This window comes from Mesorhizobium sp. P160927, assembly GCF_057766385.1.
The window spans coordinates 3,507,484-3,530,100 of the sequence record NZ_JBYMDW010000001.1; the positions used below are offsets into that span (position 1 = coordinate 3,507,484).

The 22,617-nt window shown below is 63.5% G+C and carries 22 protein-coding genes and 1 pseudogene; 11 read left to right on the top strand and 12 right to left on the bottom strand.

The annotated features are described in order from the left end of the window. Positions 1 to 54: 54 nt before the first annotated feature. On the bottom strand, positions 55 to 351 hold the full coding sequence (gene groES, locus AC3CB8_RS17005; protein WP_006203049.1) for a co-chaperone GroES: 297 nt from the start codon (positions 349 to 351) through the stop codon (positions 55 to 57). A 196-nt stretch (positions 352 to 547) separates the two neighbouring features. Then, positions 548 to 1,462 (bottom strand): class I SAM-dependent methyltransferase, encoded by a 915-nt coding sequence (locus tag AC3CB8_RS17010; RefSeq protein ID WP_352597235.1) that lies wholly within the window; start codon positions 1,460 to 1,462, stop codon positions 548 to 550. A gap of 51 nt (positions 1,463 to 1,513) precedes the next feature. Here AC3CB8_RS17010 and AC3CB8_RS17015 point away from each other — a divergent pair, with 51 nt between their 5' ends. Continuing rightward, positions 1,514 to 2,281: an ATP-grasp domain-containing protein gene (locus AC3CB8_RS17015; RefSeq protein WP_245276107.1), complete on the top strand. Its 768-nt coding sequence runs from the start codon at positions 1,514 to 1,516 to the stop codon at positions 2,279 to 2,281. 18 nt (positions 2,282 to 2,299) lie between these two features. Here the strand turns inward: AC3CB8_RS17015 and AC3CB8_RS17020 are convergent, their stop codons facing one another. Next, a complete protein-coding gene (locus tag AC3CB8_RS17020) occupies positions 2,300 to 2,926 on the bottom strand; it encodes a TetR/AcrR family transcriptional regulator (protein WP_023774570.1) in 627 nt (208 codons plus the stop codon). A 124-nt stretch (positions 2,927 to 3,050) separates the two neighbouring features. Between AC3CB8_RS17020 and AC3CB8_RS17025 the strand changes: the two genes are divergently transcribed. The 4 genes from AC3CB8_RS17025 (at position 3,051) to AC3CB8_RS17040 (ending at position 7,714) form a co-directional block, all read left to right on the top strand. Further along, on the top strand, positions 3,051 to 4,238 hold the full coding sequence (locus AC3CB8_RS17025; RefSeq protein WP_023774569.1) for an MFS transporter: 1,188 nt from the start codon (positions 3,051 to 3,053) through the stop codon (positions 4,236 to 4,238). A 5-nt stretch (positions 4,239 to 4,243) separates the two neighbouring features. Beyond that, entirely contained in the window at positions 4,244 to 5,545 is a 1,302-nt protein-coding gene (locus AC3CB8_RS17030; RefSeq protein ID WP_023782963.1) for a D-arabinono-1,4-lactone oxidase, read from the top strand. Continuing rightward, the gene (locus AC3CB8_RS17035; protein ID WP_352563039.1) at positions 5,542 to 6,687 is read left to right on the top strand and encodes an alanine racemase; all 1,146 of its coding nucleotides are present in this window, start codon (positions 5,542 to 5,544) and stop codon (positions 6,685 to 6,687) included. The genes AC3CB8_RS17030 and AC3CB8_RS17035 overlap by 4 nt, the downstream gene beginning before the upstream one ends. Before the next feature lie 76 nt (positions 6,688 to 6,763). Continuing rightward, positions 6,764 to 7,714, top strand: a complete 951-nt coding sequence (locus tag AC3CB8_RS17040; RefSeq protein WP_023782965.1) for a bifunctional helix-turn-helix transcriptional regulator/GNAT family N-acetyltransferase — start codon at positions 6,764 to 6,766, stop codon at positions 7,712 to 7,714. Between the two features lie 7 nt (positions 7,715 to 7,721). Here the strand turns inward: AC3CB8_RS17040 and AC3CB8_RS17045 are convergent, their stop codons facing one another. From AC3CB8_RS17045 to AC3CB8_RS17070, 6 genes are all read right to left on the bottom strand, one after another. Then, positions 7,722 to 8,555, bottom strand: coding sequence for an AraC family transcriptional regulator (locus AC3CB8_RS17045; protein ID WP_023782966.1), 834 nt, complete (start codon positions 8,553 to 8,555; stop codon positions 7,722 to 7,724). Between the two features lie 151 nt (positions 8,556 to 8,706). Continuing rightward, positions 8,707 to 9,759, bottom strand: coding sequence for an ABC transporter permease (locus AC3CB8_RS17050; RefSeq protein ID WP_023782967.1), 1,053 nt, complete (start codon positions 9,757 to 9,759; stop codon positions 8,707 to 8,709). Beyond that, complete coding sequence (locus AC3CB8_RS17055; RefSeq protein WP_352563040.1) at positions 9,756 to 10,553, bottom strand: ATP-binding cassette domain-containing protein; 798 nt, start codon at positions 10,551 to 10,553, stop codon at positions 9,756 to 9,758. The genes AC3CB8_RS17050 and AC3CB8_RS17055 overlap by 4 nt, the downstream gene beginning before the upstream one ends. 85 nt (positions 10,554 to 10,638) lie before the next feature. After that, positions 10,639 to 11,652 (bottom strand): substrate-binding domain-containing protein, encoded by a 1,014-nt coding sequence (locus AC3CB8_RS17060; RefSeq protein ID WP_023774562.1) that lies wholly within the window; start codon positions 11,650 to 11,652, stop codon positions 10,639 to 10,641. Positions 11,653 to 11,747: 95 nt separating this feature from the next. Continuing rightward, entirely contained in the window at positions 11,748 to 12,653 is a 906-nt protein-coding gene (locus AC3CB8_RS17065; protein WP_023782969.1) for a sugar phosphate isomerase/epimerase family protein, read from the bottom strand. Between the two features lie 2 nt (positions 12,654 to 12,655). Beyond that, positions 12,656 to 13,687, bottom strand: coding sequence for a Gfo/Idh/MocA family protein (locus AC3CB8_RS17070; protein WP_023782970.1), 1,032 nt, complete (start codon positions 13,685 to 13,687; stop codon positions 12,656 to 12,658). A gap of 169 nt (positions 13,688 to 13,856) precedes the next feature. Between AC3CB8_RS17070 and AC3CB8_RS17075 the strand changes: the two genes are divergently transcribed. The 5 genes and pseudogenes from AC3CB8_RS17075 (at position 13,857) to AC3CB8_RS17095 (ending at position 18,936) form a co-directional block, all read left to right on the top strand. Continuing rightward, a complete protein-coding gene (locus AC3CB8_RS17075; protein WP_023782971.1) occupies positions 13,857 to 14,882 on the top strand; it encodes a LacI family DNA-binding transcriptional regulator in 1,026 nt (341 codons plus the stop codon). A gap of 184 nt (positions 14,883 to 15,066) precedes the next feature. Beyond that, positions 15,067 to 15,270, top strand: a pseudogene (locus AC3CB8_RS17080) (iron chelate uptake ABC transporter family permease subunit); the annotation flags it as partial. Between the two features lie 171 nt (positions 15,271 to 15,441). Continuing rightward, on the top strand, positions 15,442 to 15,921 hold the full coding sequence (locus AC3CB8_RS17085) for a MarR family winged helix-turn-helix transcriptional regulator (protein ID WP_023795544.1): 480 nt from the start codon (positions 15,442 to 15,444) through the stop codon (positions 15,919 to 15,921). Beyond that, positions 15,918 to 17,096, top strand: coding sequence for an HlyD family secretion protein (locus AC3CB8_RS17090; protein WP_023774556.1), 1,179 nt, complete (start codon positions 15,918 to 15,920; stop codon positions 17,094 to 17,096). The genes AC3CB8_RS17085 and AC3CB8_RS17090 overlap by 4 nt, the downstream gene beginning before the upstream one ends. A gap of 307 nt (positions 17,097 to 17,403) precedes the next feature. After that, the gene (locus tag AC3CB8_RS17095) at positions 17,404 to 18,936 is read left to right on the top strand and encodes a DHA2 family efflux MFS transporter permease subunit (protein WP_015318371.1); all 1,533 of its coding nucleotides are present in this window, start codon (positions 17,404 to 17,406) and stop codon (positions 18,934 to 18,936) included. A 47-nt stretch (positions 18,937 to 18,983) separates the two neighbouring features. Here the strand turns inward: AC3CB8_RS17095 and AC3CB8_RS17100 are convergent, their stop codons facing one another. Together AC3CB8_RS17100 and AC3CB8_RS17105 are read right to left on the bottom strand one after the other, a co-directional pair. Further along, the gene (locus AC3CB8_RS17100) at positions 18,984 to 19,514 is read right to left on the bottom strand and encodes a CAP domain-containing protein (protein WP_023795545.1); all 531 of its coding nucleotides are present in this window, start codon (positions 19,512 to 19,514) and stop codon (positions 18,984 to 18,986) included. Positions 19,515 to 19,591: 77 nt separating this feature from the next. Beyond that, positions 19,592 to 20,815, bottom strand: coding sequence for a TadE/TadG family type IV pilus assembly protein (locus AC3CB8_RS17105; RefSeq protein WP_023774553.1), 1,224 nt, complete (start codon positions 20,813 to 20,815; stop codon positions 19,592 to 19,594). 240 nt (positions 20,816 to 21,055) lie between these two features. Between AC3CB8_RS17105 and AC3CB8_RS17110 the strand changes: the two genes are divergently transcribed. After that, complete coding sequence (locus tag AC3CB8_RS17110; RefSeq protein ID WP_023795546.1) at positions 21,056 to 21,880, top strand: DUF2189 domain-containing protein; 825 nt, start codon at positions 21,056 to 21,058, stop codon at positions 21,878 to 21,880. A gap of 4 nt (positions 21,881 to 21,884) precedes the next feature. Here AC3CB8_RS17110 and AC3CB8_RS17115 read toward each other — a convergent pair whose 3' ends face one another. Then, complete coding sequence (locus tag AC3CB8_RS17115; RefSeq protein ID WP_023774551.1) at positions 21,885 to 22,517, bottom strand: LysE family translocator; 633 nt, start codon at positions 22,515 to 22,517, stop codon at positions 21,885 to 21,887. Between the last annotated feature and the right edge of the window lie 100 nt (positions 22,518 to 22,617).

Below are 22,617 nucleotides of genomic sequence, written 5' to 3' on the forward strand. Positions count from 1 at the left end.
TGGCAGGGGCTCGGATAGAGCCCGAAAAATTCGAGTTGAGGGTGAGGCCGATAATCAGCCGATGATGCCCATGATGTCGGATTCCTTCATGATCAGAAGGTCTTCGCCATTGAGCTTGACTTCGGTGCCCGACCACTTGCCGAACAGGATGCGGTCGCCGGCCTTGACGTCCAGCGGGACCAGCTTGCCAGCTTCGTCACGAGCGCCGGAGCCGACGGCGATGATCTCGCCTTCCTGCGGCTTTTCCTTCGCCGTGTCCGGGATGATGATCCCGCCGGCGGTCTTGGATTCGGATTCGACCCGGCGAACGACCACGCGGTCATGAAGCGGGCGGAACTTCGACTTTGCCATTTTTTCTTCCTCGAATGAGAACGGTGAGAAACAGTTCCTCCGTCCGGCGAAGCCGGACAACCTACAACATCCGGCGGCGCCGGAGCTGTGGTTAGCACTCACCAAAGGCGAGTGCTAACGTGGCGCTGAAATAGGCCGCCGGCCTGCCAGAGTCAAGGCGCGTGAATCGCCTCTTGATAGGATGGCGATGAACTTATCAAAGCTTGGCACAACCGAGCACCAGGAGCGGGCAACGTTCCGCCAGGGGATAGCTGCCGCTTGGCACGACGCGCACCTGGTCGAACCAACCTCGCGCCTCGTCCACGAGCATGGCCAGCGTCGCGAAGCTGTACCTCGTTTCGGAGCCCGCATAGACATCGATCGTGTTGATGGATGCCATGCTCCATCCCGTGTCTGCCGCAAGAGCCTCCCGATCCGGAAACAGCTTGTCGAATGCCGCACGGACTGCCTGCACATCGACGCTGCTGTCGCAATCGACGGTCGTGCACGCCATGGCGATCCGCCATTTGAGCGCGTGGAAATTCTCGATTCCGCCGGCTCGGACCAGAGCTTCGATGCCGCGCAGGCCGTCCACGGTTTCCGGCCGAGCGAACACGCGGATCGCCGCGTGCCCGCCAGGCTTCAGTACCCTCGCGATTTCACCGAACAGCGAACCGCGCGCGGCCTTGGTATGGACCGCCGACAGGCAGCCGTCACCGATGACCGCGTCGAAACTTTTCTGCGCGACCGGGAGGTCAAGCCAGTTGCCGGCCATAGCCCTTCGCGATGTGTTGTCGCCGGCCCATACGCCAGAAATCATGGTGGCCGATTGATCGATCGCCAACATCGATCTGCCTAGAACAGCCAGTTCAGGTGTCACCCCAAGCAGAAGGACATCGGCATTTCCGAGATCGAGTTCGCGCTCGAATATGCCAACGGTTTCCGGCGTCGGCCGGAGGGGGGCGTCCAGGAGCTTCCAGTGCCGATGATAATTATCCCAATGATTCGTCATGCAGACCCGTTGGAGTCCAGGAAAGTCTGGCATTGATTGATTAGAGCCGCTTAATGGAAGTGGGGATGGAAGCCAAGGGGCTAGCTGGTGGCGCGCATCATTGTCATAACGCATGAGCATGACCGGTTCCTGGGTCACCGCGGCCTTCTGCTGCGCCGGAATAGCCGTTACATGCTTTTCGATGTTCTGGAGGACCTGAAAAGGAGGGGCCATTCGGTCCGGATTCAGCCTGGCCTCTCCGGACAATCCAGCGCCGATGTCGCGGTTCTGCACGTCGATGCGACAACGACGCCGGCAGATTATCTCGACTATGCGCGGAGTTTTCCCTTATGCCTCAATGTCGGGGCCGCCGATATATCGAAACGGCGGGTAAGCGGAGCGCTTCTGGCCAAGGGCAACAGCTGGCTGGGCCCGGTCATCGTCAAAAGCAATCTCAACAACCAGGGCATTCCGGAGACACGGCTCAATCGGCGGTCGAGGCGTGCCGGCCAACCGGCACCTTTTGCGCACGTGCCGGCCATGCCGTCCTACGAGGTCTACCAATCCCGGGACGACGTTCCCGATGGCGTCCTTGATCGCGATGATCTGGTCGTGGAAAAGTTCATCCCGGAAAAAGAACCTGACGGCTTTGCGGTGCGCTTCTGGGTGTTTTGCGGAGAGCGCGAGCGCTGCACCCGCTACGTCTCGCCAAACAGCATGGTCAAGGCATCGGAAACGATCCGGCGCGAGCCCGCCGCTGTTCCCGACGAACTGCGCGAACGGCGGCGTGAACTCGGCTTCGACTATGGGAAATTCGATTTCGTTATGCATGAGGGCAGGGCCATCCTCCTCGATGCCAACAAGACGCCCGGCCGCCCGCAGAACCTGGTGAAGATGTTCGCGGCCGGCGCTTCCGACCTGGCCGATGGTTTCGAAGGCCTCATCCGCCGGGCGAGATAGGTCCCCAATTGCCGGTCGCTAAAGAAACAGCCGCAACTGAGTGTGGATGATCGATCGGTAATCCTCGATGGTCCGGCGACCTTCCGCTTCGCCCTGCGCAAGCGCCAGGCGCACAACGCCGCCGGCGAGCTGGAAGATCAGCAGAACCATGCGTTCGAATTGCTCGTGCTTTTCCGGCTCGAGCAAGGCGATGACGTGGTCGCAGAACATTCTTGCTTGATGCCGGGTTTCGGCGATGTCGAGATTCTTCAGCGCCTTGTCAGCCTGGATGGCGTTCTGGAGATCCTGGATGGCCGGATCCCCGGCGACCCGGCCGAGGTAGTCGTCAAGCAACCGGTCGGACGCGGTGATGACGTCGGGCGCTTCGCGGACATCGGCGACGATCGCGGTCAATCGCGCGCGGCTGGCTTCGGAAAACCGCTCATAAAGCATTGCCAGGATCGCCGACTTGTTGGGAAAGTAGTGGTAGACGGTGGCGATCGGCCCGCCCGCATGCATGCCGACCTCCTTCATGGTGACGGCGTCGATGCCCTTCTCGCCGATCAGCCGCATGGTGGTCGACAGGATGGCGTCGATGCGCTCGCGGCTGCGCTCCTGCTTGGGCCTGCGCCTGGGCTCGGTGATCGTTCGACTTGCTTGGTTCATGCACCGATCTTTCGCACGAGTTCCCAAATTCCGGTTGACAAGAAATATGATCAAGTATCAGTTTCTGGAATGCTGACAGACTGTCAGCTTTTTTGGCGTGCGGCAAGGACGTTGGGAGGCGCCTTTGACTTCGACAAGCGCTGGTCTTCAGGGCGAAGGCGACTGGCTGGTCGGCAATCCCAGCGGCGGGCAGCTCGCCTCGGCCCTGTGGATCGGGTCGGTCGGCCTGCTCATTCTCGGTCTGCAGCCCGTCCTGCTCGGCGCCCTCTATACCGAGGGCCATGTCAGCGGCGACGAACTGGCGCTGGTCGCCACCGCCGAGATGATCGCCATCGCGATCGGTTCGGCGATCGTAGCGATGCTGCTTTCCGTCCACAACATGCGCTGGAAAAGTGCCGTCCTCCTGCTGCTCTTGGCGCTGGCCAATGTGTGGACCGCCTATGCCGCCGGCCCCAACACGCTGATGGCGGCCCGCGCGCTGGGCGGCCTTGCCGAAGGCGGCCTTGTCGCGGTCGCCACCGAATTGATTGCCCGTTCGCGGCGCGCCGAACGCATCGGCGGCTATTTCGTCACCATGCAGACCCTGGCGCAATGCGCTGTTGCCCTGGTGCTGGCGCTCTATGTCATTCCAGCCGCCGGGTCGGCGGGCGGCTTCCTCGTTCTTGCCGTCGTCTGCGTCGCGTCGCTGGTGGTCGCCTTTGCTGTCCCCGCCGAATATGCCGATCTGCCGAAGGACGAAAACCTCGCCAATGTGCTGACGGTTCCCTCGATCACCGCGCTGTTGTCGGTCTTCTGCTACTTCATGTTCTTCGGCGCCGTATGGGCTTTTCTGGAGCCGCTTGGCGTCCAATTCGGCATCGATGGCCGCACGGTGGGGCTGATCGTCTCGGCCAGCCTCGCGGCGCAGGTCCTGGGCGCAATGACGGCGACCGTGTTCGAGGCGCGGATCGACTATCGCCTTGCCATCGCGGCGATCGGCATCGTCGCGCTTGTCGCCTCGCTCGTGCTTGCCAGCGGACCTGGCCTCACGACATTCTGGGGCGTCGCCCTGGTCATGGGTTTTATCCTGCTGTTCATCGTGCCCTACCAGATCCGCCTGGCGATCACCGCCGACGAGACCCGCACCGCCGTGCTGCTGGTGCCGGCTGCCCAGCTTTTCGGCCTGGCGATCGGACCGGTCGCGGCGTCGCTGCTCATCGACGGCAAGGAGTTTCGCCCGGTTCCCGAGTTCGCCGCCGCAAGCGCTGTCGCCAGCGTGGCGTTGCTCGGCCTGTTTGTCCTGGTGGCGCGGCGTCGCCGCGCGATTGCGTGAGCACCATGTCGAACGGCTGGAGCAACTGGTCCGGCTTTGTCACCGCCGAGCCGCGGCTGCTTGCCAGTCCGGCCGACGCCGGCGAACTCGGCGATCTCATTCGCACCGCACCCGGCCCGGTCCGCGTCGTCGGCGCCGGTCACTCCTTCACGCCACTGGTGAAGTCCCAAGGCACCATCCTGTCCCTGGAGAAGCTTGAAGGGCTGGTTGCTCATGACGCGAAAAAAAACCAGGCGCGCGTGCGGGCCGGGACGCGGCTTGGTCCGCTCATGCACATGCTGCAAGGCATCGGCCAGGGCCTGCCCAATATGGGCGACATCGACCGCCAGGCGATAGGCGGCGCGCTGGGCACGGCCACCCATGGCTCGGGCCCGACGCTGGGTGCCTATCACACACAGCTGGAAACGGTGCAGATCGTCGACGGGCTTGGCAAGGTCCGCGACTTCAAGCGGGAAGGGGATCAGGAAACGATCCATGCGATCGGCGTTGCGCTTGGCGCCTTCGGTGTGCTCAGCGAAGTGACGTTGAACAACATCGCGACCTACCGGCTGCGGCGCCGCAAATGGGTGCTGCCGATAGCCGACATGCTGCGCGATTTCGAAACGATGATGAACGAGCACCGGTCGGCCGAATTTTACTACATCCCATTTTCAGGCTACGCGCAGTTCATCGCCAGCGACTTCAGCACCGAGGCGACCACCCCGCGCCCGACCGACGATGACGAGGGCTCCCTGCGCACGCTGCGCCGCTTGCGCACCGGGCTTGCCTGGCTGCCGTCGCTGCGCCGCGGGCTGATCCTGGGCGCGGTCGCCAAGGTGCCGGCCGAGGATTACGTGCAGGACTGGCTCAACGTCTATGCCAGCGACCGGCAGACCAGGTTCAACGAGATGGAATATCACCTTCCGTTCGAGGAGGGGCCGAAGGCGCTGGCCGAGATCATCCAACTGACCGAGAAGCATTTCCCGGAAGTCTATTTCCCGATGGAAGTGCGGTCGGTGGCATCGGACGAATTCTGGCTCTCGCCTTTCCACAAAAGGCTCACCTGTTCCATCGCCATCCACCATGACGCAGCGAACGATCCGTTGCCGTTCATGCGCGCGTCCGAGCCGATCTTCCGCAGATATGGCGGCAGGCCCCATTGGGGCAAGATGCACAGCCTGAAAGCGGCCGACCTGAAAAAGCTCTATCCGCGCTGGGACGATGCGATGGCGGCGCGCCGCGACATAGATCCGCAGAACCGCTTCGTCTCGCCCTACATGGCCGACCTGTTCGGCATCGAACCCAGTTCTTTCGGCATCCAGCCATGAAGGCGTATTTCGCCACGCTTTCGGATGCGCTGAAAGAGGCGGGCATTTTCCAACCCTGCCTGCTGCTCGACCTCGATCGGCTGGATGGCAACATTGCCCTGGTGAAGCAGAGGCTTGACCCCAGCCTTGCCGTGAGGGTGGTCGACAAGTCGCTCGCTTGCCTGCCGCTGCTCTCCCATATCGGCAAGGCGCTTGGAACCCACCGCCTCATGACCTTCCATCCGCCGATCACCGAGGCGGTGCTGAGGGCGTTCCCGGATGCGGATCTGCTGTATGGCAAACCGATGCCGGTTGGCGCGGCAAGGGCGGTGCTTTCCAGAGGCGGTTTAGCCTGGTCGCGGGTCTGTTGGCTGATCGATACACAGGAGAGGCTGGCGGAATATGGCGCGCTCGCCGACGAACTCGGCGTCGAATTGCGCGTCGCATTCGAAATCGATGTCGGACTGCATCGCGGCGGCTTTGCCGAACCGGCGGCCCTGTCGCGGGCGCTGAATGCCCTGCCCACCCACAAAGCGCTGCGCTGCGAAGGCGTCATGGCCTATGAGGCGCATGCGCCGCACATACCCGGCCTGTTTGGTGGACCGGCCAAGGCGTTGGCGCGAGCCTCCGAACAGGCCGCCGCTTTCGTCGCACGCCTTGGCGCGGACCAGCGCCATATCCTGAACATCGGCGGCAGCAAGACCGCGCTGCTTCATCATGGCGGCATTGCCAATGAAGTGTCGATGGGCTCGGCCTTCGTCCTACCCGTCGATTTCGATACGCCCGGCCTTGATGGCTTCCAGCCGGCGGCCTTCATCGCGACGCCAATCCTGAAAGTGGTCGAGCCGATGCTGCCTGGCCCGCCGGCGGTCTCACGTCTGCTGCAGGCGCTCGGCCGGTTGCCGCGCAAGGGCTGCTATGTCTATGGCGGCAAGTGGATGGCCGAACCGTTGTTTCCCGAAGGCATGAGGACAAACGGCCTGATTGGCCTATCTTCCAACCAGCAGTTCATGGGTCTGCTCGCCCAGGCCGTCGTCAGCCCCGGCGACTATGCGTTCCTGCGGCCGACGCAGAGCGAGGCCGTGCTGCAGCAGTTCGGACCGATCGCGGTGCTTTCCGGTGGCAGGATCGTCGACCGCTGGCCGGTGTTGCCGATGATGTAGGCATCTCGGGCACCTTCCTTGATAGTTGACTCCGTCAAGTAAATGATCGATCCTGTGCCGGCAGGAGATGACTCGAATGACAATCCACCATCAGCCAGACAAGGCTGCGCCGAACAAGGACCTGATCGATGCGGTGCGGGCGTTCAACCGCTTCTACACCCGCCAGATCGGACTGCTTGATGAAGGGCTGCTGAAGAGCGCCTTCTCGCTGACCGAGGCACGCGTGCTCTACGAACTGGCGCATCGTGACGGACTGACCGCGACCGATCTCGGGCGCGATCTCGGTCTCGACGCCGGCTATGTCAGCCGTTTGCTGAAGAAGTTCGAGCGCCTTCACCTCATCTCCAGGGCCACCCTGGCTTCGGACGCTCGGCAATCGTCGATCGCGCTGACGCCGGCGGGCAGGAACGCCTTCGCGCCGCTTAACAAGGGTTCGCACGATCAGGTCGCGGCGCTGCTCGATCGTCTGCCTGCGTCGGAGCAGGACCGGCTGGTCAAGTCTATGCGGACCGTGCAGCGTCTGCTGGATGTCGATGCCGAGCTCAAAATCCCTTATCTGCTGCGGCCGCTGCAGGTCGGCGACATTGGCTGGATCATCCGCCGGCAAGGCATGCTCTACGCGCAGGATTATGGCTGGGATGCAACCTATGAGGCGCTGGTCGCCGAAATCCTCGCGGCGTTCGTAAAATCCTACGATCCGAAATGGGAGCGCGGCTGGGTCGCCGAGCGGGAAGGCGAGGTCGTCGGCTCGGTCTTCGTCGTGCGCAAGTCGGATCAGGTGGCCAAGCTGCGGCTGCTCTATGTCGAACCTTCGGCGCGGGGTCTCGGCATCGGCAAGCGCCTGGTCGAGGAATGCATCGGCTTTGCCCGCGCCAGGGGGTACAGAACGCTGACCCTATGGACCAACGACATTCTGACCGCCGCCCGGCACATTTACCAGGCGGTCGGTTTCAAGCTGATCGAGGAAGAGCCTCACCATTCCTTCGGCAACGATCTGATCGGCCAGAACTGGGAACTGGAGCTGTAGCGGCGCGTCATGCCTTGACCGGCACCCAGATCTCCAGCCCGCCATTGCCGGTGCGGGCATCGAATTCAGGCCCGTAGCGCTCGAATTCCGGCGCATCGGCAACCTCATGGCCGGATGCGGGCAGCCAGCTGTTCCAGATGGTGTTGATCGTGCGCCGGATGGTCGAGATGTGTTCGCGATGCGTGAAAACGGCGTATTTCCGCGCCGGCACCCGCACCCGTTGGAATTCCTTCGGCAGATCGGCGAAGTCGCGCACCTCGACGCCGACGACATAATCGAAATTGCCGGCATCGTCGCCGTTGAGGCAGACGCCGTAGAAAACGCCGGCCACTTGCCCGGGGATGTGGCCGATATAGGGAGCGAAGCGCTGCCATTGCATTGGAATGCCGGCACTGGACTCACAACTGTAGCGCTCGCCCAGTCCGGCTATGAGGAATGGTCGGCTGGTCTCGAACCGCGGTGGTTCAAGTGTGGTCAAAAGCGAATTGTCCATCAGGATGGGCTCCACAAGGTCGAGGGTCTCAGTCGAACCTTGCGCGCGCACCAACTCCGGCGTGGTGCCGAACTGGTCGCGGAAGGCCCGGGTGAATGCCTCATGCGAGTTGTAGCCGGCGTCGAGCGCGACGCACAGGATGTCGGGCGCGCCGCCGGCCAGCCTTCGCGCCGCCTCGGTCAGCCGGCGCGAGCGCATGTAACCCATGACGGAGCGGCCGGTGGCGGCGCCGAAGGCGCGCGTCACATGAAAGCGCGACGCGCCGCTGCTTTGGGCGACGTCGTCGAGCGTAACAGCCTCCGGCAGGTGGCTTTCCACAAACCATAGCGCCTTCTCGGTCGGGTTCATGTGTTCCTCGCATGTGGCGTCCTCACTCTGGCGCCTCGTTGCCCGGCCAGCTTGATCGAAATTGCGCATCGCGCAAATAGGCGATCGGGCCGCGCGGTGTCGTCCGAGCGGCCTGTCGTCTATCGTTGGCTCGGATCGCCAGCCGGCTGGTTCAGCGGTAGCGCGCCTGGTTCCATTTGTGGCCAAGCAGGGAGAGGATGATGATCAGCCCGTTGAAGAACTGGACGTAGAAGCCGCTGAGGCCAGCCGCCACGACGCCGGTTTGGATAAACGACACCGTGACGGCGCCGATCGCGCCGCCGGCCACGGTGCCGATGCCACCCCAGGTCGGCGTGCCGCCGACGAACACCGAGGCCAGCACCGGCAAGAGATAACCGTCGCCGGCGGTTGGCCACCAGGTGAAGTTGATCATCACCGAGAAGGTGCCGGCGATCGCGGCCCCGATGCCGACGAAGACGAACACTTTCACCCGCACGAGCTTGACGTCGATGCCCATCTGCTGGGCACTGTCGGGATTGTCACCGACCACCTTCACCTGCGCGCCGAAGCGGTGGCGGTTGTAGAGCATCGCCGAAAAGACGACGAAGGCGATGGCCCAGAAAATTTGCACCGGAATGCCCAGGACCTGGCTGGAGAAGATCCTGTAGGCCCAGCTGTCGGCAAGGCTGGTCAGCGAAGTCGATCTGCCCTCATTGATGATCTGAATCAGGCCGCGCAGCAGGAAATTCATGCCGAGCGTGGCGATCAGCGACGACAGCCCGCCATAGACCACCAGCGACCCGACGAGGAAGCCGAGCAGCGTGCCGGTGACCAGCGCCGCCGCGATGCCGAGGAACGGATCGTAGCCCGCCTGCACCACCAGCGCGAAGACCCAGGAGGCAAACCCCATCGTCGCGGGAAACGACAGGTCGATCTCGCCGCAGGTGACGACGAAGACCAGCGGCACGACCACGAACAGCGCCACCGGAAGCGTGGTGAGCACGGCGCTGTAGAGATACCAGGTTGTGAAGACCGTCGGGTTGGCGATCATGAAGACCGCCATCATGACGACGAACACGCCGAGCGTGCCAAGCGAGGCGCGGTTGTCAAGGATGAAGCCGCGCATCCAGTGATCGGACGGGTGCTTCCACTCGTTCTGAGAACTGCCTTGGCGGGAAATGCCGGCCGACGGCTCGTGCAGATCGGGCTGCATGGTCTTGCTCATCGTGCTCTCTGCTCCGCGTCGCCGGTGTCGTGCAGCCCAGCCAACCCGCCCGGATGCGCAACGTCTTCCATGAAGTTGATGAGGTCTTCGGCCGACTTGACCTCGCCGCGGTCGGCGGTGAGCGCGACCTTGCCGCGATCCAGCACCACGAAGCGATCGGCGATGTCGAAGACATGATGGATGTTATGGCCGATGAACAGGATGGAGCGGCCGCTCGCCCGCACCTGGCGCACGAAATGGAAGACCTTGGCGGTCTCGGTCAGAGACAGCGCCGTCGTCGGCTCGTCGAGGACGATCAGTTCCGCCTGCTTGTAGATGGCGCGCGCGATCGCCACGCCCTGGCGTTCACCGCCCGAAAGCTGGCCGACGATCGAATGCGGCGTGAACACTTTCGAGGTGAAGCCGATCTCGCGCATCAGCCGGCTCGCTTCCTCGATTTCCTTGCCGACCTTCAGCCAGCCCAAAGGGCCGGTGAGTTCGCGGCCCATGAAGATGTTGCGGACGATCGTCTGCTGCACGGCCAGCGCCCGGTCCTGGAACACCGTTTCGATGCCGGCCTCGCGCGAACGTGCCGCATTCCATCCGGTCACCGGCTTGCCGCGGATGAGGATATCGCCGCTGGTCGGCTTGACCACACCGGAGAGGATCTTGATCAGCGTCGACTTGCCGGCGCCGTTGTCGCCGATGAGGCCGACCACCTCGCCGCGATCCACGCTGAGGTTGACCCCGCCAAGTGCGTAGACATGGCCGTAGGACTTGGCGATATCGCGCAGTTCTATGAGACGTTCGGCCATCGCATCCTCGCTTGATTGTCTGGCACCAGCCTTCTCGCCAGCGGCCCCGCCGGCCGGGCCTGATCCCGGCCGGCGGCTTGGGAGGTCAGCGCAGCGCCTGCTTGGCGAGTTCTGCGACGATCTCGTAATTTTCGGGCGTGACGAAACCGGCGCCGGTGTCGACATTCATCGGCGCCAGACCCAGCACCACCTGCTGGCACAGGCTGAGGATCGGCAGATAGCCCTGCAGGAATGGCTGCTGGTCGGCCGTCAATTGCACCCAGCCCCCCTTGAAGCCCTCGACGATCTGCGGGCTGGTGTCGAAGCCGAAATTGAAGATGTCGCCAGGCTTTCTGCCAGCTGCCTGCATGTAGGTGGCGACATTGCCGAGCATCTGTCCGCCGGGATAGCCGACGGCCTTGACATCAGGATTGTTGAGCAGCGCTGCCGTAAGCACCGGTATCGCCAGATTGGGGTCGGAAGCCCATTCGCCGCTCGGCGGCGACGACAGCTGGATGACTTCGACGCCCGCCTCCTTCAAGGCCGCCACCGTGCCGCGCTCGCGTGCTCCGCGGCTCTCGTTCTCGAACGGGCCGATCATGATCGCCTTGTCGCCTGCCTTCAGCTTGCCGAGCTTGAACGCTTCGGCGCCGAGTGCGCGGCCCTGCTGTTCCTGCTGCGCGCCGATATAGCCGCCACCGAATGCCGCCGTCACCTTCGGCACCGGGACGTTCTGGTACATCATCTTGATGCCCTCCTTATGCGCCTCGTCGGCGAGCGGCATGATCGCGGCGTCGCCCGGATGGCCCATCATGGCGATGCCCTGGGGCTTGACCGCGACCGCTTCGCGCAATTGCTGCACCATCTTCTCCGCGTCCCACTGGGAGAAGATGTAGTCGACCTTGGGCCCGAGATCGGCCGCTGCCTGCTTGGCGCCATTGTAGACGATGGTGCCGAAGGCGTCGCCCTCGGCGCCGCCGACGAAGAAGCGGATGTGGACGTCCTTGCACCATTGGGCGTCGAGCGCCTGCGCCGGCAAGGTGAAGATTGCGGCGGTAAGCGCCGTGGCTGCTGCCACGACGGTCGTGCGCAGAAGTGTCGTCCTGATCGCGATGCTCATGCACGTTCCTCCCATGTTTTCCTCGTCAGCCGAGGGCCTTTGAACGATTGCTTTGGCAATGCCACTTGCGGCCGGCTCCTCCCGCCGACCGATCCTCACGCCGGATTTGGCAGGTAGCTCGCACCTCCCCGGCATAGTTTGAGATACTCCAGGGCGCGTGCCTGCCCCGTGATCTCGAGGTCGCCGCGATAGACCGGGTCGTGCCAGCCTTCGATGTCGATGGCGCCCTTGTACCCGGCCAGCCTGAGTTCACTGATCACCCGGGTCCAGTCGCTGTCGCCGAAGCCGGGCGTGCGCATCTGCACGAAGGGCAGGCGGCCGAACACGCCGTGCTCGCGGATGACGTCCCAGCGCACCGTGGCGTCCTTGCCGTGGACATGAAAGATGCGATGCGCCCATTTGCGGATCTGCGGCATCGGATCGATCAGGTAGACCAGTTGGTGGCAGGGCTCCCATTCGAGACCGAGATTGTCATTGGGCAATTCGTTGAACATCAGCTCCCAGGCATCCGGATTGTGGGCGATATTCCAGTCTCCGCCGGCCCAATTGCCGTCCATGGCGCAATTCTCGAAGGCGATGCGCACGCCCTTGTCGGCGGCGCGTCTGGCCAGTTCGCCCCATACCTCGCGATAGCGCGGTAGGCTGTCGGTCAGCGGTTTCCCGCGGATGCGGCCGGTGAAGCCGCTGACCAGCGTGGTGCCGAACAGATGGGCGTTGTCGATGACCGTTTTCCAGGCATCGAGCACGCCGCGGTCGGTGTCGCCGCTCTCGAGCGGATTGCCGAACATGCCGATCGAACTGACGGTGACGTCGGCATTGCCGATCGCCTCTTCAATCTCTCCGGCGAGCCGCGCCAGATCCTTGCCGCCGAGCGTCTGCCAGAAGAAGGGCTGGATGCTCTCGAAGCCGAGCGGCAGGATTTGCCTGACATAGGCGGCCGGGTCTTCGAGATTGGCCCGCACCATGGTGCCGATCCTGATGTCGAGAAGCGGGTTCGGCATGGTCATCCTTCCTGCGATGCGATGTTCACGCGACGACCGGTCTCGGCGCTCTCGATCGCCGCGAAGACCATGGCCAGGCTCTTGATGTTGTCCGAGCCCCGCGTCTCCGGCTCGGTGCCGGTTTTCACGGCTTGCACGAAGTCGGCAATGACCCCGAGATGCCCGCCGATACGGTCGGACGGATCGAGGGGAGGCACCGTCACCGGCCCGACCTTGTCGATCAGGCCTTCGCGCTCCGGCAGCACGACTTCCGCCTTCACCTCGTCATGGCCGTCCCAGATCAGGCTGCCGCGCTCACCGACGATACGCCAGCTGCCCTCCCAACTGGTGCGAAAGCCGTCGGCGCACCAGCTGCCCCGATAGGTGAACATCCTGTTTCGGCCGAGCTCGAAAGTGGCGCTTGCCGACGACCCTTGCCGATACCAGGAATTGGCCGGCTCCCATTCCTGGCAATAGACGTCGGCCGGTTCGCCGTTGACCATGTAGCGAGCGGCATCGAAGGTGTGGATCGCCATGTCGAGCAACAGCACGTGACGCATCTCTTCCCGAAAGCCGCCAAAATGCGGCGCCACGAAAAAATCCGCGTGGATGCTGGTCGGCGCGCCGATGGCGCCGGAATCGAGAAAGCGACGGATGCGCCGGACATTGGCGACATAGCGGCGGTTCTGGACGACGGCGTGGACGCGGCCGGCGCGCCGCGCGGCGTCGACGATGGCGCGGGCGTTGGCCGGACTGTCGGCGAGGGGCTTTTCCGTCAGCAGGTGACAGTGATGGGCAAAGGCCGAATTGGCCACCTGGCGGCGGGCGGCCGGAACGACCACGTCGAACACCGCATCGGCTTTGGTCTGATCCAGAATGACGTCGAGATCGGTGCCGATCGCGGCCCCTGCAAGTTCGTATTCGCGGGCTCGCTGGCGTGCCCTGTCGGCGTCGAGGTCGACGAGACCGGCAATCCTGATTTCAGGGGACTGACGGGCGGCCTCGAGCCACGTTTTGCTCATGGCTCCGCACCCGACCAGGACGACGTGCAGCATCCGGCGCTCCTCCGCCAACCCCTCCCGGTTGGCATTCACGGCCTTTCCGTAAACGTTTACGATGACACACCCGAAGGCGTAGAATGTCAACCGGATTTGTGGGCCGTTCGTCTGTGTGGCCTTGGCCGCAAGGTCCGCTAATGTTAGCGGGAACGGAAGGGGATTGGTCTTGGCATCCAGCATTCACGATCTTGCGCGTCATTTGAATATTTCGATCGGCACGGTGTCCCGCGCGCTCAATGGGCGCGCCGATGTCAATGCCGAGACGCGGCAGCGCGTGCTCGATGCGGCGCGCCTACTCAACTATTCACCCAACCAGTCGGGCAGGAACCTGCGCCGAGGCACCACCCATGCCGTTGCTTTCATGCTGCAGCCCCACCCGGGCGATCAGCAATATGGCGAGCCGTTTTTCATTCCGTTCCTGAGCGGGCTGCAAGCGGCACTGGCCGAGCACGGGCTCGACCTGATCATCGTCATGGGCGCGCCCGCCGATTATCAGCAGGAGCGCCTGCGACGGGTCGTCGAGACACGCCGCGCCGATGCCGTGCTGCTGGCCTGGACCCGGCGTGAGGACGATCGCATCGACTATCTCAGCAGCGCCGGCTTTCCCTTTGCGACGCTTGGCCGAAGCCAGTCGGGTGACGAGACCTATCCCTCGCTCGACCTCGATTTCGAGAAGGCGGGCGCCGACGCAGTCGACCGCCTGGTTGCACGCGGCCACCGCCGCATCGCCGCCATCCGGCCGTCGCTCGACCTAAACTTCGGCTATTTGTTTCTTGATGGCTATCGCAAGGCGCTGCGGCGGCACGGCATCGACATCGATCCCGAGCTGATAGCCGACGGCTTCATCAACGAAGCCGGCGGGTACGCGGTGACGCCGCAAGTCATGCGCTCGAAGGATCCGCCCACAGCGATCATCTTCAACAATGACGCGATGGCGCTCGGCGGCTGCAAGGCGCTTGCCGAGATGGGGATCATGCCCGGCCAGGGCATCGCGGTGATCGTCATTGTCGATACGCCGCTTTGCCGCTATTTCTCCCCGGCGCTGACCGCTTTCCGTCCGGCATTGGAGCCGATGGGACGGCGGCTCGGCGAAATCCTGCTCGCCTCGCTGCCGGCTTTCGCCGGCAGCGAGGGGCCGCAGACCATCCGGGAAGTCTGGCCGCTGGAACTGGTCGCGCGTGACAGTGACTGACCACATGCCTGTATTGTTACAACATGACAAAGACCGCCGCCTTGGCTCGCCGCCGCGCGCGGCCTAGGCTGCGGCTCGTGATGGTCCCAGGCCGAAAGGCGAGGGGCGAAAAAGGGAACGCGGTTAGACCGTCGGCAAGATCGTCGTCGACCTGCGGCTGCCGCGCACGATCCTGGCGATCTGTGTCGGACCGATGATCCCGCATCTGTCGCGGCGGCTGGCCGGTCCCTTGCACCAGCGCCTGATCGCAAGCAGCGCGCTGTTCCGGGCGGTGCTCCTTTTGGCAAGCGATCTTCTGGCTCGGACCTTGCTGCCGCCGCAGGAACCGCCGATCGGCATCATCACCAGCTCGTTCGGCGCGTTCTTCGTCGTTATCATGATTGTCTGAAACCGCCTTTGACAAAGGCATCTTCCGTGGCTTTCAGGCGTTGTCGCGGACGGGTACGGCGTTCACGCGGCGCCAACCAGGATCGAGTTGCAGGTCCGCCATACGTGTTTGCCGGCTTTCATCGCGAAATGCCATCTTGAATAGTAAGCACGCTTATTATATATATCGCTCATGGTTTCGGATGGCGTCGATAGATTGGGATTTTTGATCCACGACGTGCAACGCCTGATGCGCAAGCGCTTTGAGGCGCGTGCCAGCGGGCTCGGCCTGTCTTCGGCGCAATGGCGGCTTCTGGTCCGCGTTGCCAAGGAGGCGGGCGTTGCACAGGCGCGGCTCGCCGAACTGCTGGAAATCGAGCCGATCAGCGTTTCACGCCTGGTGGACCGGATGGAGGAGGGCGGCTGGATCGAACGCCGCTCCGACGCGGCCGACCGGCGCGTGCGCATGATCTTCCCGACCGAGAAGGCGAATGCGGCCTATGCGGAGGTCAAGAGCCTTGCTGGCGAGGTCTATGAGGAATCGCTCAGCGGCGTTTCGCCGGAAGACCGGCGCGTCCTGATCCGGGCGCTGGATGTAATCGTGCAAAATCTGACGGAAAGCGAAGCTTCGTCGCTTGAAAAGATCAAGAGTGCGGAAGGTGCGACAGCATGAACGCGGTAGCCAAGGTAGAAGAAAACGCTCCCAAGGTGGAGATGGAAAAGCCGGTCCAACCGGCATCAACCCCGGTCGCGGTCGCTCCTCCCGTGCAACCCGCACCGGCGCCGAAGAAGAAGCGCCGCATCGGCCGCTTCTTCTTGATGTTCGCCTTGCCGGCGGCATTGATCATCGGCGGCGGCTATGTCTGGGTGACGGGCGGGCGCTACCAGGAAACGGAAAACGCCAATCTGCAGCAGGCCAAGGTGTCGATCGCCTCTGATACGGCCGGTCGCATCGTCCAGGTCGCCATATCGGACAACCAGACGGTCAAGCACGGCGAGCTCCTGTTCGCCATCGATCCCGAGCCCTACCGGATCGCGCTCGCCCAGGCGGACGCCGCGGTCGCTACCGCGCGCCTCAATGTCGAGCAGTTGCGCGCGGCCTATAGCCAGGCGCTGTCGCAGCAGAAGTCCGCTGCCAGCGAGGTCGACTATGCGCAGTCGCAATTCGATCGCGCCGCCGATCTTGCCCAGAAGGGCATCAACGCCAAGTCGTCGCTGGATCAGGCCAAGAACGATCTCGACAAAGCCAGGCAGCAACTGGCTGTTGCCGAGCAAGGCATCGTCAGCGCCAAGGCGGCACTCGGCGGCAACCCCGACATCGAAACCGACAAGCATCCGACGGTGATGTCGGCGCTGGCGGCGCGCGACAAGGCTGCCTATGATCTGGAGCAAACGACGGTGAAGGCGCCTGCCGATGGTGTCGTCTATCAAGCCGCGTCCTTCAAGGTCGGCCAGTATGTCGGCTCCGGCACGCCATTGTTTGCGCTGGTCGAGACCGGCGACACCTGGGTCGACGCCAATTTCAAGGAAACCCAACTGACCAACATGAAGCCGGGCCAGAAGGCGGAGATCGTGGTCGACACCTATCCGGGCAGGACCTTCGAGGCGACGGTCAGGGCTATCGGTGCCGGTACCGGCGCGGACTTCTCGCTGCTGCCCGCCCAGAACGCCACCGGCAACTGGGTCAAGGTCACCCAGCGCATCCCGGTGCGCCTGGAACTGACCGACCCCGACGCCAAGATGGCGCTGCGCACCGGCATGAGCGCCTCTGTTACAGTCGATACGGGCGTCGCGCGTGGCTGGCCGTCGATCTTCGGTCACGCTACGGCCGGCGAGCCCGCGAAGTAGTCGGGCGGAAGCCCGCGGGCACCAGGCGGGTTAAAGCGAGTTGGAGGATTGGTCTGACGGGAGGGGTGGGAAGGATCAGCGTTTGGGCCGAGCCGCGTGGCAGGCGTCCAAAATCTGAAATCTTCGACACGGACCTGTCGGTCCTCAGGTTTCCGGGCGGCAGGCATCCGCTCATCAGAGACTTTCAGTCGATGTAACCCCCACATCGACAATCGCGTCCCACCGCGACGAAGGTCTCTCGACGGAAGGCTTCGCCGCCCGGAAACCCGTTGTACACGTTTCTGTTACCTTCTGGAAGTTCTGCCCCATGAGCACGTCCGAACCATTCAAAGAAGTGCCGCATCGTGGCCTGATCACGGTCGCGCTCATGCTGGCGACGATCATGCAGGCGCTTGACACCACCATCGCCAACGTCGCGCTGCCGACCATGACCGGCGATCTCGGCGCCTCGCCCGACAACATCAACTGGGTGCTGACCTCCTACATCGTCGCCGCCGCCATCATGACCCCTGTCACCGGCTGGCTCGCCGACCGTTTCGGCCGCAAGGAACTGTTCCTGACGGCGGTGGTCGGCTTCACAATCTTCTCGATGTTATGCGGCCTGGCGTGGAGCCTGGAAACCATCGTGCTTTTCCGGCTGATGCAAGGTGTGTTCGGCGCCGCGATCGTGCCGCTGTCGCAGACCTTCCTGCTCGACATCAACCCCAAGGAGCGCCATGGTCAGGCGATGGCCATATGGGGCGCCGGCATCATGCTGGGACCGATCCTCGGCCCCACGCTCGGCGGCTGGCTGACCGAGAATTTCAACTGGCGCTGGGTGTTCTTCATCAACCTGCCGGTCGGCATCGTCGCCTTTCTTGGCATGGCGGCCTATCTGCCGGCGGTCGCCAGGCGGGTGCGCAGCTTCGATTTCTTCGGCTTTGCCATGATATCGCTCGGCGTCGGCGCCCTGCAGCTGATGCTCGATCGCGGTGGCGAGGTCGACTGGTTTTCCTCGGTCGAGATCTGGATCGAGCTTGGTCTTTCGCTCACCGGCTTCTGGGTGTTCATCATCCACACGATGACATCGGAACATCCCTTCATCGATCCGAAGATTTTCCTCGATCGCAACTTTGTCACCGGGCTGGCATTCATCTTCGTCATGGGCGTGCTGATCCTGGCCTCGATGTCGCTGCTGCCGCCGATGCTGTCGACCATCTTCGGCTATCCGACGGTCACCATCGGCATCGTCATTGGGCCGCGCGGTGTCGGCACCATGATTTCCATGCTCGTCGTCGGGCGCATCATGGGCAAGGTCGATGCCAGGATTCTCGTCGTCATCGGTTTCCTCCTGACCGCGCAGTCGCTCTACACCATGGCCAGCTTCACCCCGCAGATGGACAACTGGCTGATCCTCAGCTCCGGCGTGATCCAGGGCCTGGGCATGGGCATGGTGTTCGTGCCGCTGTCGACGGTTGCCTTCGCCACGCTCGACGCCCGCTACCGCACCGATGCAACCTCATTGTTCAGCCTAGTGCGAAATCTTGGCTCGTCGATCGGCGTGTCGGTCGTGACCGTGCTGCTGGTGCGCAACACGCAGATCAACCATGCCGAGCTTTCAACCTTCATCAACCCGTTCAATCCCAATCTCTGGGCGGTTTCGCCGGCGGCCGCCGGCGGCGATCCGACGGCACTGTCGCAGGTCGACCGCATGGTCAATCTGCAGGCCATGATGATCTCTTACGTCAACGACTTCAAAATTCTGATGATCATGACGCTGGCCGCCATCCCGTTCGTCTTCCTGCTGCGCAAGCCGAAAACGGCGCCGGCCGGCGGCGCGCCTGCCGCCCATATGGACTGATGTAGCGGCTGTTCGTCAGTGGATGGCCGCTGCCGGCGATGTCTTTGCTACCTGCCGAGCACCAGCGACCAGTAGCGCAGGTTGGGGTCGCGGCCGTCACGAACGTAGGCAAGTCCAAAGCGGCTGAAGTCCGGATCGAGTATGTTGCGCCGGTGCCCCTGCGAATGCATCCAGATATCGAACAGCTTCTGTTGGTCGAAGCGGCCGGCCGCGATGTTCTCGGCCGCGGCGCCGTGCACGCCATTGTCCCTCATGCGCGAGGCGAAATCCTTGCCCCAGCCGGTGGTGTGGCTCATGTTTTCACGCTTCGCCATGTAGCCGGCCTGCTGCAATGCTGCTTGCTCCAACTGCGCGTCGGGGGTCAGCGGGCCGCGCCCGGCCGTGGCGCGCAGGCTTGCCAGCGTGCCGGTTGCCGAGGAGGAAACCCCGGCGCCTTGCCCTGTCGGCAGCGAGACGGTGCTGCAGGCGGCAAGCCCAAGCAAGGCCGCCAGGCCAGCCGCCTTGAGCCCAGCCGTCTTGAGCCAGGTGCGCCTGTTCAAGTTCGCGATCCGATCGCAATCGATTTTCGAAGTGGTCATGCGTGCCTGACTCGGTCGCGATCATGGCTTTTGCCGGGCAGGCGGTGAAAAATCTCGATCGAAGCGGCCATTGGCCGCTAGTTCACAAGCGTGATGAGGCGGCTGGAGTACATCTCTCGATTTCCGAACACCGCCGTGCAGTCGGTCTTGATGGAAGAGTTGCCTGTCATCTGCACGGTCAAGCCAACAAGCCTCAGGCAGTCCCCCTGACCACTCATATCCGAGTTGCCGGCAAACGAAACGGCCGCGTCAGGCGCATAGACGAATCCGCTGATCACCGAATTTGCGCCGCCATTCAGGGTCAAGGCCGAAATGTTCCCGCGGCTCTGGAAGATCGTGATGCCGGCGTAAGGCCCGCTGGTCGGCGGGGAAAGGTTCACCTTTTCATTTGCGTTTATGGTGATCTGTGCCCCTTCCGTGAGGAATATGGTTACGCCCTGGCCGGTCAGGCTGCCATTCCCGCCCGGCTTCAGGGTGACGCCGCGCAAGATGTAGACGCCCGGGTTGAGCGTGATGTTTCCTGACAATGTCTTGTCGCAATAGGTGCCGGGCGACAGCGTGTAGGTTTTGCCGTTCGGCACCGGCAGGCAAAGTGTGTAGGGGGGAGGGACGATATCGGCGAGGGGATCGAAGGACGCATATTGATGTTCGAGCGGCGCGCCGCAGGTGAGATCGGCAGCGGGCGGAGAAAGCCCGGAAGTGCCGCCGACGGCCGATACGCAGCCCGCCGAAACCTGCGCGGAACCGCCCCTGCTGACGGCGTCGGATGCGTCCGAGTTTGCCGCGATCACGCAGTTGCTCATGGCGACATCGGTCGAGCCTTGCAGGCTCACCGCCGCCGACGCATGCGGATCGAGCGCCAGCACGCAGGCCTGCGCGCCCGGGTGCATCTTGACCGTCGCCGACCGTTGAGCTGGCCAGGGGGCAGCGCCATTGATGAAGCTCGGACGGTTGATGCCGGACGACAGCGAGATGTAATAGGCGCTCGGATCGCCGCTGGCGGTGGCCGAAAAGGCGGAAACGCTGTCTGAATATTCCTGCTGGTCGGCAATGCTCAAATTGGCTGCGAAGAATGTCAGCCCAAGCCCCTGGACATCGCTCGCGCTCATGCTGGGCAGGTATTTGGTACCGACGGCAAGGCCAGCCGCGTCGAGCGAGTTCTGCAGTTGCGCGGCGTCATCGCTCGTCCCCGTCAGGTCGAGGGTGCCGGCGACGACAGCCATTATCGGCAGCAAGGCTACGGCGGTCGCCATGGCGAAATTGCCCCGTTCGCAAGACCAGAAGCCCTTCAATGTGAACATCGCCCCACGCCAACGTTTGTAAAGCTCAGGTGATACGCTGTGGGTCTCTACGAGTAATTTAAGCAATAGCTAAAATGCATGGATTCTAAAATGAACTCAGTGGTTCGCCAGACGAGTGAACCTTATGAGGCGCGGCGACAATCCCGGGAAGATCGGCTATTATGCGAGCGTTCTTGAAGTGGCAGCTACGGGCAGCCACCCTAGGCGGTGACCGCCCCCCGAGAAAAACGGAGGAAGGTTATGGCCGGCTTTCATGTCATGGCGGACGCGTACGGGATGCATGTGCAACCTGCGATCCGCAGAATTTCCACGGCGGACCTCAGGGACGCGCTCAGGCTTGGCGCCGAGGACTTCTGGGCCAAGCCCTCGCATTACGTGTTCCTGTGCCTGATCTATCCGGTCGCCGGCCTGATCCTGACGCAGTGGACGTCCGGCTCCAACGCCATCCAGCTCGTCTATCCCTTGATGTCGGGCTTTGCCCTGGTCGGACCGTTCGCCGCGATCGGGCTCTATGAGATCAGCCGCCGGCGCGAGCTCGGCATGAACACCAACTGGCGGCATGCGCTCGATGTTCGTCATTCATCGGCGCTGCCCTCGATAGCGGTTATCGGCATCATGCTGTTCGCGCTGTTCCTGTTGTGGCTGTTCACGGCGCAGTCGATCTACACCAGCCTCTTCGGCGGCGAGCCGCCGGCCTCGGTCGGGGCCTTCCTGCGGGATGTGTCGACGACCAGCAAGGGCTGGAGGCTGATCCTTCTCGGCAACGCGGCCGGCCTGGTCTTCGCGGTGGTCGTGCTGGCGACCACGGTCGTTGCCTTCCCGCTCTTGCTCGATCGGGATGTCGGCGCCGTTTCGGCGATAGAGACCTCGGCGCGCGCGGTCATGGCAAATCCGCTGCAGATGGCGCTATGGGGCCTCATCGTCGCGGTGCTGCTGGTGATCGGCTCGATCCCGCTGTTTGCCGGTCTGGCCGTCGTCATGCCGATCCTCGGCCACGCGACCTGGCATCTCTACCGCAAGGTGGTCGAGCCGGCGCAGATCCGGCCGCCGCGCCGGCCGATGTGACGCTTCAGCGCTGCGCGTCGGTCGCCATCTTCAGCGCCAGCGCCGTCAGCACGGTTCCCATCAACCAGCGCTGGATGACCAGCCATAGCGGTCGTCCGGCGAGGAATGTGGCGATCGAGCCGGCCGTCAGCGCGATGACGGCGTTGACGCTGAGGCTGATCGATATCTGCGTCGCGCCCAGCACCAGAAGCTGCGACAGGACATGGCCCTTGCCGGGGCTGATGAACTGCGGCAGCAGCGACAGATAGAGAACGGCCACCTTGGGATTGAGCAGATTGGTCATCAATCCCATGGCGAACAGCTTGCGCGGCCGGTCTTTCGGCAGGTCGCGCACTTGGAATGGCGAGCGTCCGCCCGGTTTCACGGCCTGCCAAGCCAGCCACAAGAGGTAGAGTACGCCGGCAAAGCGCAGCACATCATAGGCATAGGGCACCGCGATCAGCAGCGCCGTGATGCCGAACGCTGCCGACAGCACGTAGAACAGGAAACCGACCGCAACCCCGCCAAGCGAGATCAGTCCTGCCTTGGGCCCTTGCGACAGTGAGCGCGAGATCAGATAGATCATGTTCGGACCCGGCGTCAGCACCATGCCGAGGCAGACCAGCGCGAAGGCAAGATGGTTGCCGGTGTCGGGCATTGTTCGTTCCCCAGCCTGCCGCGATGATGAGAGACCATGCGAGCGGCCAATCTGTGCCTGTCACGGCAGGCGCCCGCAAGGGCTTGACGGCGTCGGGCGT

Bases quoted from the DNA above. Each gene is read 5' to 3' on its own strand.
- groES (WP_006203049.1), bottom strand. From the start codon at position 351: ATGGCAAAGTCGAAGTTCCGCCCGCTTCATGACCGCGTGGTCGTTCGC.
- AC3CB8_RS17010 (WP_352597235.1), bottom strand. From the start codon at position 1,462: ATGCTCATGCGTTATGACAATGATGCGCGCCACCAGCTAGCCCCTTGG.
- AC3CB8_RS17015 (WP_245276107.1), top strand. From the start codon at position 1,514: ATGCTTTTCGATGTTCTGGAGGACCTGAAAAGGAGGGGCCATTCGGTC.
- AC3CB8_RS17020 (WP_023774570.1), bottom strand. From the start codon at position 2,926: ATGAACCAAGCAAGTCGAACGATCACCGAGCCCAGGCGCAGGCCCAAG.
- AC3CB8_RS17030 (WP_023782963.1), top strand. From the start codon at position 4,244: ATGTCGAACGGCTGGAGCAACTGGTCCGGCTTTGTCACCGCCGAGCCG.
- AC3CB8_RS17035 (WP_352563039.1), top strand. From the start codon at position 5,542: ATGAAGGCGTATTTCGCCACGCTTTCGGATGCGCTGAAAGAGGCGGGC.
- AC3CB8_RS17040 (WP_023782965.1), top strand. From the start codon at position 6,764: ATGACAATCCACCATCAGCCAGACAAGGCTGCGCCGAACAAGGACCTG.
- AC3CB8_RS17045 (WP_023782966.1), bottom strand. From the start codon at position 8,555: ATGAACCCGACCGAGAAGGCGCTATGGTTTGTGGAAAGCCACCTGCCG.
- AC3CB8_RS17050 (WP_023782967.1), bottom strand. From the start codon at position 9,759: ATGAGCAAGACCATGCAGCCCGATCTGCACGAGCCGTCGGCCGGCATT.
- AC3CB8_RS17055 (WP_352563040.1), bottom strand. From the start codon at position 10,553: ATGGCCGAACGTCTCATAGAACTGCGCGATATCGCCAAGTCCTACGGC.
- AC3CB8_RS17060 (WP_023774562.1), bottom strand. From the start codon at position 11,652: ATGAGCATCGCGATCAGGACGACACTTCTGCGCACGACCGTCGTGGCA.
- AC3CB8_RS17065 (WP_023782969.1), bottom strand. From the start codon at position 12,653: ATGCCGAACCCGCTTCTCGACATCAGGATCGGCACCATGGTGCGGGCC.
- AC3CB8_RS17070 (WP_023782970.1), bottom strand. From the start codon at position 13,687: ATGCTGCACGTCGTCCTGGTCGGGTGCGGAGCCATGAGCAAAACGTGG.
- AC3CB8_RS17085 (WP_023795544.1), top strand. From the start codon at position 15,442: ATGGTTTCGGATGGCGTCGATAGATTGGGATTTTTGATCCACGACGTG.
- AC3CB8_RS17090 (WP_023774556.1), top strand. From the start codon at position 15,918: ATGAACGCGGTAGCCAAGGTAGAAGAAAACGCTCCCAAGGTGGAGATG.
- AC3CB8_RS17095 (WP_015318371.1), top strand. From the start codon at position 17,404: ATGAGCACGTCCGAACCATTCAAAGAAGTGCCGCATCGTGGCCTGATC.
- AC3CB8_RS17100 (WP_023795545.1), bottom strand. From the start codon at position 19,514: ATGACCACTTCGAAAATCGATTGCGATCGGATCGCGAACTTGAACAGG.
- AC3CB8_RS17105 (WP_023774553.1), bottom strand. From the start codon at position 20,815: ATGTTCACATTGAAGGGCTTCTGGTCTTGCGAACGGGGCAATTTCGCC.
- AC3CB8_RS17110 (WP_023795546.1), top strand. From the start codon at position 21,056: ATGGCCGGCTTTCATGTCATGGCGGACGCGTACGGGATGCATGTGCAA.
- AC3CB8_RS17115 (WP_023774551.1), bottom strand. From the start codon at position 22,517: ATGCCCGACACCGGCAACCATCTTGCCTTCGCGCTGGTCTGCCTCGGC.